The organism is Romboutsia weinsteinii, from assembly GCF_002250835.2.
In the GTDB taxonomy this organism is placed as follows: domain Bacteria; phylum Bacillota; class Clostridia; order Peptostreptococcales; family Peptostreptococcaceae; genus Romboutsia_A; species Romboutsia_A weinsteinii.
Genome location: NZ_NOJY02000022.1, coordinates 38,980 through 51,699, shown reverse-complemented (window position 1 = coordinate 51,699; position 12,720 = coordinate 38,980). Strand labels below are relative to the sequence as shown.

Sequence of the window (12,720 nt, the reverse complement as noted above, 5' to 3'; positions counted from 1 at the left end):
TTTGAGTTGTGCCATGCTTAGCCATGTAGCAGGTGTACTAGCATCAGTATTTATATGCTATATAATATTTACATAGAAAATAAAAAGGTATATCTATCAGCAAAATATTAATTGACAATAATATATAAATTTTATAAAATTAATTTTAATAATAAGAGTAACCAAAATGTAAAAATAGTGTATAATACATAGTAGTTAAGATAAAACTAACAATATATACTAAAAAGCAGTGAAGAGAAGAGTAAATAGTAACTTTTTCTACAGAGAGCTAGTGTTGCTGAAATCTAGCGTTAAAGAAATTATTGAAGATGGCCTCAGAGCTTCTTATCTGAAATTATATTAGGATAAGGCGATTAGACCCGTTATAGTCTACTAAGATATCTAATCAATAATTTATAAGATTAGGTAAATTAGGGTGGTACCGCGTATAATCTCGCCCCTATGTATATCATAGGTGGCGAGTTTTTTAATTATATCAATAAATTATTAAAGTTAAATTGGCCAAGGGTGGCTGACATATAAGGAGGTAATAACTATGAGCAAGCCTAATTTTTATGTAACAACACCTATATACTACCCGAGTGGTAACTTACATATAGGACACACGTACACAACAGTTGCAGCAGATGCAATAGCAAGATTTAAGCGTTTCTCAGGATATGATGTAAAATTCTTAACAGGAACTGATGAGCACGGTGAAAAGATACAAAAAACTGCTAAAGAAAAAGGTATGACGGAAATAGAATACTTAGATGGAATGATAGCAGATATAAAAAAACTATGGAACACTATGGATATATCATATGATGATTTCATAAGAACTACAGAAGATAGACATAAAGTTATAATACAAAAAATATTTACTAAGCTTTATGAGCAAGGTGATATATACAAAGGAGCTTACGAAGGAAGATACTGTACTCCATGTGAAAGTTTCTGGACAGAATCTCAATTATTAGAAGGAAATAAATGTCCTGATTGTGGAAGAGATACTTATATAGCTAAAGAAGAAGCTTACTTCTTTAAATTATCTAAATATGAAGATAGATTAAGAGAATTATTCGCAGATCCAAACTTCTGCTTCCCAGTATCAAGAAAAAATGAAATGGTTGCAAACTTCTTAGACAAAGGTTTAGAAGATTTATGTGTAACTAGAACAACTTTTGACTGGGGTATAAAAGTACCGTTTGACGAGAAACATGTAATATATGTATGGGTAGATGCTTTATGCAACTACATATCAGCACTTGGATATATGAGTGAAGATGAGACTGAATACAAGAAGTTCTGGCCAGCAAATGTTCATATAGTTGGTAAAGAAATAATGAGATTCCATACTATAATATGGCCAGCAATATTAATGGCTTTAGGTGAAGAAGTACCTACACAAGTATACGGTCATGGATGGATATTATTTGATAATGATAAGATGAGTAAGTCAAAAGGAAATATAGTTTACCCAGAGCAAATGATAGAAAGATATGGAGTAGATTCATTAAAATACTTCTTATTAAGAGAATTTGCATTTGGTCAAGATGGAAACTATACTCATAGAAACTTTGTTACTAGATTAAACTCAGACTTAGCGAATGACTTAGGAAACCTAGTAAGTAGAACAGTAGCTATGGTTGAAAAATACAATTCAGGTATAATACCTATGGTTAATGTAAAAACTGATTTCGATGAAGATTTAAAAGAAGTTGCAAAAACTTCAGTAGAAAACTTCGAAAAAGAAATGGATAAACTTCAATTTAACGAAGCATTAGAAAGTGCTTGGAAATTAATAAGAAGAACTAATAAGTACATTGATGAAACTATGCCTTGGGCTTTAGCTAAAGATGAAGCTAATAAAGGAACTTTAGACACAGTATTATATAACTTATGTGAATCTATAAGAATAACAGCAACTCTTATAAATCCAATAATGAATGATACTGCTAAAAAGATATACACTCAATTAGGAATCACTAACGAAAACATAACAACATGGGAAAGCTTAAATACATTTGGACTAATAGGTGAAAACACTAAGGTAACAAAAGGTCAAGCATTATTCCCAAGACTAGACATCGAAAAGGAAGTGGAAGAATTGAACGAATTATTTGCAGAAAAGAAAGATGAAGTGGTAGAAGAAGCTCTAACTCACAAAGAAGAAATAACTATAGACGATTTAGATAAGATAGAATTAAGAGTAGGTAAAATAATAAGCTGTGAAAAGCACCCAAAAGCAGATAGACTTTTAGTTTCACAAGTTAAGTTAGGACCTGAAACAAGACAAATAGTATCTGGAATAGCTAAGTGGTATAAGCCAGAAGACATGGTTGGAAAAGAAGTTACTGTAGTATGTAACTTAAAGCCAGTTAAGCTAAGAGGTGTAGAATCTCAAGGTATGATATTAGCAGCTGGAGATGATGGAGACGATTTAGTATTACCAGAAACTAAGGGTGCTAAAGACGGATGCGAAGTTAGATAAGGAGAGTACAAAAATGTTATTTGACTCACACGCTCACTTAAACGATGAAAGATTTGATGAAGATAGAGACGCTTTAATACAATCTTTAAGAGAAAATAAAGTTGATTTAGTTGTAAATCCTGGAGCAGATATAGAAACATCAATAAGCAGTATTGAGCTTGCTAAAAAATATGATTTTATATATGCAGCAGTTGGAGTACATCCACATGATGTAGCTCAATTAGATGATACAGCAATAGATACTTTAAGAAAGTTAGCTACTGAAAATGAAAAGGTAGTTGCAATAGGAGAGATAGGATTAGATTATTACTATGATAATTCCCCTAGAGAAGTTCAAAAAGAATGGTTCAAAAAGCAAATAGAATTAGCGAATGAACTTAAATTACCAATAATAATACATGATAGAGATGCACATGGTGATACTTTTGAAATAATAAAGAATACTAAAAGCCCTGAAATAGGATGTGTACTTCATTGTTATAGCGGAAATGTAGAATTAGCTAAGGAATATATAAAAATGGGTTGCTATATTTCTATACCTGGAACAGTTACATTTAAAAACAATAAGAAGACGAAGGAAGTAGTAAAAGAAATTCCTTTAGAATACTTATTAATAGAAACTGATTCACCTTATATGGCTCCAGAGCCGCATAGAGGTAAAAGAAATGACCCATCATTAGTAGCGTTTGTTGCTGATAAGATTGCTCAAGAAAAAGGTATATCTTATGAGCAAGTATGTGAGGCTACTAAGGAAAATGCAAAGAAATTCTTTAATATAAAATAATAAATAAAGCCATCTAGATATAGATAAGTTTTAAAGCTTATAGATTATATTTAGGTGGCTTATTTTACATTTAAATGGTTGAAATAACCTATTAAAACAACCGATTAACCATAATGACGAATCCAAAATGGTTGATTAAAAGATATAATACAACCTTAATATAAAAATAAGATTTAAGCTAGAAAAAATAATAGAAGTCTAAATATGTAATAATATGTTTAAATATTAACGTTTTTCTGTTGAAAAAACAGCAAAACTGTAATAGAATAAAAAAGAAAATGATTTCATTGTTATAAATTTGGCATAGTTATTGCTTAATTAGTAAGTATAAAAATTTATAAGGAGGTGTAGTAATGATTTACGATTTTAACACAATAATGGATCGTAGTGATAACTACTCGGCTAAACATGATGAAGCAGCCAAAAAATTTGGGAGAGAAGATATAATACCTCTTTGGATAGCAGATATGGATTTAAAAACAGCTAAGCCAATAATTGATGCGATGATAGATAGAGCTAATCAAGGAATGTTTGGATATACATCAAGACCAGAAAGATATTTTGAGTTAGTTAAAGAATGGCAAAAAAAGAAAAATAATTGGGATGTAGATGTAAATTATATGTCTCACTCAACAGGTGTAATGCCAATGATGTGTCATTTCATGAGAGAGTTTTTAGGAAAAGGGGAAAAGGTTATAGTTCAACCTCCTGTTTATTCAGAGTTTTTTACAGCAGTAGAAGATTGGGGTGGAGAATTAGTATACAACCCTCTTGAGTATATAGATGGTGATTACTATATGGACTTTGATGATTTAGAAGCAAAGGCTAAACAAGGGGCAAAGTACTTAATAGTATGCAATCCACACAATCCAGTAGGAAGAGTTTGGACTAAAGAAGAGTTAACAAGATTAGGACAAATATGTTTAGATAATGGAATTATGGTTATATCTGATGAAATCCATTCAGATTTAATACTTTGGGATAATAAGCATATACCAATGGCCTCAATATCTGAAGAATTTGCTAAAAATACTATGACTTGTATATCAGCAACGAAAACGTTTAACTTAGCTGGACTACAAGTATCAACAACAGTATTCCCAACTATAGAACTTAAAGAAAAGTATGAAGATGTTCAAGGTAGATTAGATTCTAAAAGAAATAACTGTTTTAGTTTAGTATCTAATATGGCTGCATACGAATATGGAGAAGAATGGTTAGAACAATTATTAACATACATAGAAGGAAATATAGAGTATATTATTAATTTCTGTAAAGAAAATATACCACAAATAAAACCAAACAGACCAGATTGTACATATTTAATGTGGCTTGATTGTAAAGATTTAGGGTTAGAGGGAGATGACCTAGTGGACTTCTTTATAAATAAGGCTAGATTAGGACTAAATGATGGAAGAAGCTTTGGACAAGGTGGAGAAGGATATATGAGACTTAATGTAGCCTGCTCAAGATTATTATTAGAAAAAGCAATGAATCAACTTAAAGAGGCAATAATTAATAAATAAAATACATAAATAGGGGGAACAAAAATGGAAGCTAAAATGAAGCAAAAAGAGAAAAAAAGCTTTGTCTTAAAATCACTAGACGCAGTAGAAAAAGTAGGAAATTCTCTTCCTCACCCAGCTACACTTTTTATAATCTTAAGTGCAATAGTAATAGTAATATCAGCTATCATGGGTAGTATGGGTGTAAGTGTTTCTTATGATGCGGTAGACACTGCAACAGGATCTATAGTTCAAAATACAGTAACAGCTCAAAGTTTATTAACGGCAGATGGAATAAGATATATGTTCACTAACGTAATGGCTAACTTTACTGGATTTTTCCCATTAGGACCAGTATTTACAATAATTTTATGTGTTGGTGTAGCAGAAGGAACAGGATTCTTATCTGCAGGTTTAAGAAAAATTGCAGCAGTAACTCCAAGAAGATATGTAACAGCGATGGTTGTATTACTTGGAATAGTTTCAAACATAGCGTCATCTACAGGGTATGTTGTATTAGTTCCATTAGGGGCAATAGTATTTATGAGTTTTGGAAGACATCCAATAGCTGGACTTGCAGCAGCATTTGCTGGGGTTTCAGGGGGATGGAGTGCTAACCTATTAATAGGAAGTAATGATCCAATGTTTGCTGGTATATCCACACAAGCAGCTCATATGTTAGATCCTAACTATTTAGTTCAACCAACTTCAAATTGGTTCTTCATGGTAGTGTCAACATTCTTAATAACAGGAGTGGCTACTTATGTAACTGAAAAGATAATCGAGCCTAGATTAGGAGAGTATAAGCCAGAAAAAGGTGAAGGAGTAGTTGAAGATATAACTAATTTAGAAAAAAGAGGAATGAAATTTGGATTACTTTCTTTATTAGTGTATGTATTAGTAATAGCTGCATTAGTAGTACCTGAAAATGGTATATTAAGAAATCCAGAAACAGGTGGAGTTTTAACTTCTCCATTTATGAGTAGTATAATACCAATAATGGGTGGGGTATTCTTAGTACCAGGTTTATTCTATGGAATCGGTGCTAAAGTTATAAAAAATGATAAAGATGTAATTGACTTAATGATTAAAGGGATAAGTGGAATAACAGGATTCTTAGTACTTGTATTCTTTGCGGGACAATTTATAAAGCACTTTGAATATTCAAATATAGGAACAATAATATCTGTTAATGGAGCTCAATTCTTAGAAAATACAGGATTTGTAGGGTTGCCATTGATAATATGCTTCATAGTTTTAACAGCAATAATCAATATATTCATAGCAGTTGACTCTGCTAAATGGGTACTAATGGCCCCAATATTTGTACCAATGTTTATGAGATTAGGATTCTCTCCAGAATTAACTCAGGTTGTTTATAGAATAGGAGATTCTTGTACAAATGTTATAGCACCATTAATGCCATTCTTTGCATTAATAGTTGCATTCTGTCAGAAGTATGACAAAAAAGCTGGTGTAGGGACATTAATAACTACAATGATTCCTTATTCAATAGCATTCTTATTAGGATGGATAGTATTGTTTATAGCATGGTACTTCTTAAAGTTACCATTAGGACCAGGATCACCATTATTCTATCCTATGTAGTATCTGATTTTAAAATAAGATTAATCATATAAAAGAAAGAAGAGATTATCATGAAACCAAAGACTAGCAAAATAAAAAACTTACTTAAAAAACATAGCATAGATGGAGCTATAGTTAATTCTCCGGAAAATTTTACTTATATAACAGCATATTCTTCACATCAGCATACCGTATCTAGACAGCCTCACTTTGCAGTGGCTGTACTAGATAATAAAGAGGGAACAAAACCCGTAGCAATTGGTATGGATTTTGAGTCAGAAGCATTTTCTGATTACATGGATTGTATTGTAAAGAAATATAGTACGTGGGTAGGTGCAAAAACTTTTGATCAGGTAATAGCTAACCAAGAAGTAGCTCAAAACTCAAAATTTGTAACATCTTTAGATGTAGTTGTTGAGACAATAAAAGAGCTTGAGTTAGAGAATAAAATTATAGGTCTAGAATTAGACTATTTACCAGTAAACTACTATGAATCACTAAAGGAAAGATTGCCAGAAGCAAATTTTGTAAATATATCAAATATATTTTTAGAAGCTAGAGCAATAAAAGAAGATGATGAGATAGAATACTTTAGAAAGCTTGCAAGAGTTGCTGATGAAGCATTAAATTATACAAGTCAATTTGTAGACATTGGAGTAACGGAAAGAGAGCTATTTGATATTTACTGCAAAAAAGTAATGGAATCTGGTATATGTTTTCCAAGTGGATGGTCTTCTTTCTGCGCAGGAGAAAACTCAGGAAGGCTTTGTAGATCAACAGACAGAAAAATAAAAAATGGAGATATAGTAAAGTTTGATGGTGGGGTAAATGGTGATACTAACTTCTACACAACAGATTTTTCTAGAACTTGGATTGTCGGAGATGCACATCCAGTTGCTTATGAATTAAAAGAAAAACTTTGTGAGGCACAAAAGTTGATGATAGATGCTATTAAGCCAGGATTAACTTTTGCTGATTTATTTAAAATAGGATTTGATCATGTTAAGGCTGATTATAAATTCTATGAAAGAGGCCACTTAGGTCACAGTATAAGTATGGGACCTCAAACGGCAGATGCCCCGTTTGTTTCATTAAATGAAAAGAGAACTTTAGAAGAAGGTATGATTATTTGTATAGAAACACCATTTTATATGACAGGTTTTGGTGGATTTAACATAGAAGATATGATATTAGTTACCAAGGATGGGTGTGAGGTACTGACTCCACTTACTCCTCACTGGCAAAATAAAGATAACTGTAAATAAAACAAAAACTCTAAGGTGTAGACTACAAATCTTGCATCTTAGAGTTTTTTATATAGAAAATAGAGTACATTGAATCAATATAAAGAGATGGGTTATAATGAAGGCATCTTGTTAACAGCAGAGGGGAAACTTATGAAGAAAAAAGTATGTATAGTAACTTATGATAGGGATGCAGCTCTATTTTATGCAAAAATTTTATCCAAATTATTTGGAGATGTAATAGATATAGATACTATGTGGGTAGGAGAAAAACAAAGCTTCCAAAAAATTGGACATGATTTGTATGTAGTGACAACTTGTTCTTTTGGTGGAGATGTTATAGCAAAGTCAAAGTTATCAAACCAAAAAGATACAGTTATAATAGAAAGAACCATAGCTAAGAAAAGTTTAGAAAAATTAAAATCTGTTCCATGCGGAACAAAGGCATTAGTGGTGAATATAACACCTAGAATGTCGATAGAAACTATTGCTCATCTTACTGACTTAGGCATAAATCAAATAAAATTTATACCATATGATCCAGAAGATGATTATTTGCCAAACTATGATATTGTAATAACACCAGGTGAGACAAGATACACCAATAATCTTAGTAGGGAGATCATAGATATTGGTGATAGAGTTTTATCTATAAATACGATAGTAGAAATAGCTATCAAATTAGACTTGGAGAATTACTTGGAGACAGAAGCATTTAGAGAATATTTTCAAAGTCTTCCAAGAACCAATTATAGTATAGACCATCTGTTTAATAAATCTATATCTCTTGAAAGTAACTTCTCAATACTTCTTGAAATATTAGAGATGGGGATAATCGGTGTTGATGAAAATAATAATATCTATGCTTATAATCAGAAGGCAAAATCAATAACTAACCTAGACTCTAATAATATAATAGGTAAAAATGCAAATGATTGTTTAAGAGAGATACCTTTTGAAGAATGTAGATTAGAAATGAAAGAAATAAATAATAAGCTAATAAGGATAAATAACTTTGATATAGCATTATCTATAAGACCTGTTATTAGAATGGGGAAATATATGGGTGCTTTTGCTATTTTACAAAAATTTATAGAAGAAGAAAATAAGCAACTTAAAATGAGAGCTCAGCTATCAAATAAGGGACATTATGCTAAATATACTTTCGATGATATTTTAGGTGAATCTATTATCATTGAAAAAACAAAAAAAATGGCTAAAAAAATGGCTACTTCAAATGCTTCAATAGTGATTACTGGAGAAAGTGGAACAGGTAAAGAATTATTCGCCAATGCCATTCATAATGAATCATTAAGAAGAGAAAATCCATTTGTAGCAATAAATTGTGGAGCTATACCTGATAATTTACTTGAAAGTGAACTCTTTGGATATGATGATGGAGCTTTTACAGGAGCGAAAAAAGGCGGGAAGTTAGGTTTATTTGAATTTGCACACAAGGGAACTTTATTCTTAGATGAGGTAGAGGCTATGAGTCCGATGTTACAGATAAAGCTATTAAGAGTACTTCAAGAAAAAGAAGTGATGAGGTTAGGTGGAGATAAGCTTATAAGTATAGATGTAAGGATAATTGCTGCAACAAATGAAAAAATATCAGACTTAGTCGAAAAAGGCAAGTTTAGGAAAGATTTATATTACAGGTTATGTACTCTACCGATAGAGTTACCTCCTCTTAGAGATAGAGGTGAAGATATATTTTTACTAATAAATAAAGCTATGAAAGATTTTGGAGGGTGCTTCAAGCTTTCTAATGAGGTCGTAGATATATTTAAAGGACATAAGTGGGAAGGTAATATAAGAGAGTTAAGAAATTATGTAGAGTACTTTTGTTATATAGGTGATGAACTAATAAAATTAGAAGACTTACCAGTATCTTTTAAAGGAACTATAGGGTTAGAAGAAAGACCTATAAAAGTTAATGTTGCATGTGAAATAGATCAGTTAAAAAGAGTAGCTGGTAAGAGATTGGATCATTATATATTTGTATTAAATGAGGTAAACAAAGTATATAAGAGAAATATTTCGATAGGTAGAAAAGCTATTTCTGAAGAATCTAAACTAAGAGGAATTGATTTATCAGAGCAAGAAGTAAGGACTATACTTACAAAACTAGAAAGTATCAATCTAATATCTATTTCAAAAGGTAGAGGAGGTACTAAAATTCTTGAAGATGGAATTAGGTTGCTAGATAAACTATAAATAAAAGAGTTAACATTAATTAAAAAGAGAGTTCATCTTAATGATTAAAATCATTGTGACAAACTCTCTTTTTATATTATTTTAATAACAAAAACATCTTTTTTTCGATGAAATAAAGTCTATGAAAATTTGTTCGTATTTAGTTAATTTATAATTCTTACGATATACAACGTAATAGTTAAATTCAATATCAAGGTCAACTATACTTATCTTTTTTAAAGTAGAGCTTCTAAGTTCCTGTCTTATAGATACCTCAGGTAAAAATGAGAAGCATTTTTGTAATGATATAGAATTTTTAATAGCTTCTTGGGAATTAAGAGAATAAATAACATTTAAATTATTAAAATCTAATCCTTTTTTATTAAAAGCATCTTCTAATATGCTTCGAGTAGCAGATCCTTCTTCTCTTAAAATTAATTGTAAGTCTAAAAGATCATCTAGAGTAATCTTGTTCATTGGCTGATCATATCCACCTACCAAAGCTAATTTGTCAGATAGAAGTGGTATAGAAACGATATCCTCGCCAATGTTATGTTCTTGTATTATCCCAATATTTATATCGTGATTTCTTAATTTTTTTATAACCGTAGAAGAATTATTTAATTCTAGGGAAATATGTATATTCTCATGTATTTGTTTAAATGTATATATGCTACAAGGTAGAGCATATTCACCAATACTTTTACAAGAGCCTATTAAAAGAGGTTCAACATTATTTTTAAGATTTCTAAGTTGAGTGTGTAAATCATCTTCTAAAGATAGAACTTTATTTGCATATTCAAAAACTATCTTACCTTCCTCAGTAAGTTCAACACCTCGATAACTTCTCTTTAACAAGCTAGTACCCATCTCACTTTCAAGATTTTGTAATTGCATACTTAGTCCTGGTTGTGTCAGATGTAGTTCTTTAGCTGATTTGGATATACTTTTGTACTTGGCAGTCATATAAAATGAGCGTAAGTGGTCAAGATTCATGTAATCACATCCTACAATATTATGATAAAAATATTATATTTTACTTTGAGAAACTAGTCAAATTAATGTATGTAGATAGGTATAAGAAATATCTATCTATGTATAAGTAGCTCTTATTATCTATAACTACATATTTATAGTAAAATAGACTTATGAAAACATTAACACTAAGGGAGTGACTATAAATGAGTAAAAAGATTTTAATAGTTGGGGGAGTTGCAGGAGGAGCATCAGCTGCAGCTAGGCTAAGAAGACTAGGTGAAGACGATAAGATAATAATGTTTGAAAAAGGACCACACGTTTCATTTTCTAACTGCTGCTTACCATACCATTTAAGTGGAGCGGTAGAGAGTCATGAAGATTTAGTGCTTATGCATCCAGAGAAGTTCTTTAATCAATATAGAATAGATGCAAGGGTACATAATGAAGTTATTTCTATAGATAGAGAAAATAAATCAGTTAGAGTCTTAGATGTAATAACAGATAAAGAATATACTGAAACTTACGATAAACTAATACTATCACCAGGAGCAAAAGCAATAGTTCCTCCGATAGAAGGAATAGATAAGGTAGATTTATTTACAGTTAGAAATGTTGTAGATATAGCAAAATTAAATTACTTCGTAAAAGATTTAGAAAGTAAAAACATATCTGTAATAGGTGGTGGATTTATAGGTGTAGAGGTTGCTGAGAATCTAAAAGAAGCAGGATATAATGTTACTTTAATAGAAGCAGGCAAACAAATAATGAAGCCATTTGATTATGATATGGTTCAAATATTACACAAAGTGTTAGATGACAATGGAGTTGATTTAGTATTAGGAGATAAAGTAAGCTCGTTTGAAGAAAATACTGTGGTACTAGAATCAGGAAGAAGAATAAATTCAGATGCGGTAGTTATGGCTATAGGTGTAGCACCAGAAACTAAATTAGCTGTTGAGTCAGGCATAGAATTAGGTGAGACAGGAGCTATAAAGGTAGATCAAAACTATATGACAAATGATAATGACATCTATGCAGTAGGAGATGCTATTGAGGTATATCATGCACTGACAAACTCTACTACTAGATTAGCGTTGGCTGGGCCAGCTCAAAAACAAGCTAGAGCTGTTGCGAATCATATAAATGGTATGTCTGTAAAAAATACAGGATTTATAGGATCATCTGTTATAAAAGTATTTGATTATAATGCGGCATCTACAGGATTAAACGAAGGATTAATAAAGGCGTTAGGGTTAAATATAAAGTACGATGTAGTAAGAGTGATACCATCTGATAGAGTTGGATTAATGCCAGATGCTGCTCCAATGCATTTTAAATTAATATATGAAGTACCAACAGGAAAAATCCTAGGAGCTCAAGCTATAGGAAAAGGAACTGCTGATAAGAGAGTAGATGTAATAGCTACGGTTATAAAGTTTGGTGGAACTTTAGAGGATTTAACTGATTTAGAATTATGTTATGCACCTCCTTTTGGAACAGCAAAGGATGTTGTTAATCACGCGGCTTATGTTGGATCTAATCTACTTCACAAGAAATTTAAACAAGTATACGTTACACAGGTTAGGGAACTAGTTGAACAAGGCGAATGCATAATAGATGTTAGAGAAGAAAGTGAATATGAACAAGGTAATATAAAAGGAGCTATAAACATACCCCTTAGCCAATTAAGAGATAGATTAGAGGATATTCCTACAGATAGACCTCTGTACATACATTGTAAGAGTGCTCAAAGAAGTTACAATGCATCTCTAGCATTACAACAACTAGGATTTAAAGATGTATATAATGTAGCTGGAGGATTTTTAGGAATTTGCTTAAATGAATATTTCAACGATAAATCTACTGGAAGAGAACCAATAGTTACAAAGTATAACTTTAAATAAGATAATAAATTATAAGTGTATAATATAGATTTATAACCAGTGATTAATA

General features: G+C 31.1%; 8 protein-coding genes and 1 other annotated feature. Of the genes, 7 read left to right on the top strand and 1 reads right to left on the bottom strand.

What is annotated here, in order from left to right:
* Positions 1–220: 220 nt before the first annotated feature.
* Positions 221–444, top strand: a binding site (T-box leader).
* A gap of 91 nt (positions 445–535) precedes the next feature.
* The 6 genes from metG to CHL78_RS12590 all read left to right on the top strand — a co-directional run bounded on the left by metG (position 536) and on the right by CHL78_RS12590 (position 9,810).
* On the top strand, positions 536–2,473 hold the full coding sequence (gene metG, locus CHL78_RS12615) for a methionine--tRNA ligase (RefSeq protein ID WP_094366849.1): 1,938 nt from the start codon (positions 536–538) through the stop codon (positions 2,471–2,473).
* Between the two features lie 13 nt (positions 2,474–2,486).
* The gene (locus tag CHL78_RS12610; protein ID WP_094366850.1) at positions 2,487–3,257 is read left to right on the top strand and encodes a TatD family hydrolase; all 771 of its coding nucleotides are present in this window, start codon (positions 2,487–2,489) and stop codon (positions 3,255–3,257) included.
* A gap of 353 nt (positions 3,258–3,610) precedes the next feature.
* Positions 3,611–4,783: a MalY/PatB family protein gene (locus CHL78_RS12605; protein WP_094366851.1), complete on the top strand. Its 1,173-nt coding sequence runs from the start codon at positions 3,611–3,613 to the stop codon at positions 4,781–4,783.
* 24 nt (positions 4,784–4,807) lie between these two features.
* Positions 4,808–6,370, top strand: coding sequence for an AbgT family transporter (locus CHL78_RS12600; protein ID WP_330408627.1), 1,563 nt, complete (start codon positions 4,808–4,810; stop codon positions 6,368–6,370).
* Between the two features lie 50 nt (positions 6,371–6,420).
* Positions 6,421–7,614 carry a M24 family metallopeptidase gene (locus CHL78_RS12595; RefSeq protein ID WP_094366852.1) on the top strand — a complete coding sequence of 398 codons (1,194 nt, stop codon included), beginning with the start codon at positions 6,421–6,423 and terminating at the stop codon, positions 7,612–7,614.
* 132 nt (positions 7,615–7,746) lie between these two features.
* On the top strand, positions 7,747–9,810 hold the full coding sequence (locus CHL78_RS12590) for a sigma 54-interacting transcriptional regulator (RefSeq protein ID WP_158540697.1): 2,064 nt from the start codon (positions 7,747–7,749) through the stop codon (positions 9,808–9,810).
* Between the two features lie 81 nt (positions 9,811–9,891).
* Here the strand turns inward: CHL78_RS12590 and CHL78_RS12585 are convergent, their stop codons facing one another.
* Entirely contained in the window at positions 9,892–10,785 is an 894-nt protein-coding gene (locus CHL78_RS12585; protein ID WP_094366854.1) for a LysR family transcriptional regulator, read from the bottom strand.
* A 185-nt stretch (positions 10,786–10,970) separates the two neighbouring features.
* Between CHL78_RS12585 and CHL78_RS12580 the strand changes: the two genes are divergently transcribed.
* Positions 10,971–12,671: an FAD-dependent oxidoreductase gene (locus CHL78_RS12580; RefSeq protein ID WP_116041495.1), complete on the top strand. Its 1,701-nt coding sequence runs from the start codon at positions 10,971–10,973 to the stop codon at positions 12,669–12,671.
* Positions 12,672–12,720 lie beyond the last annotated feature (49 nt).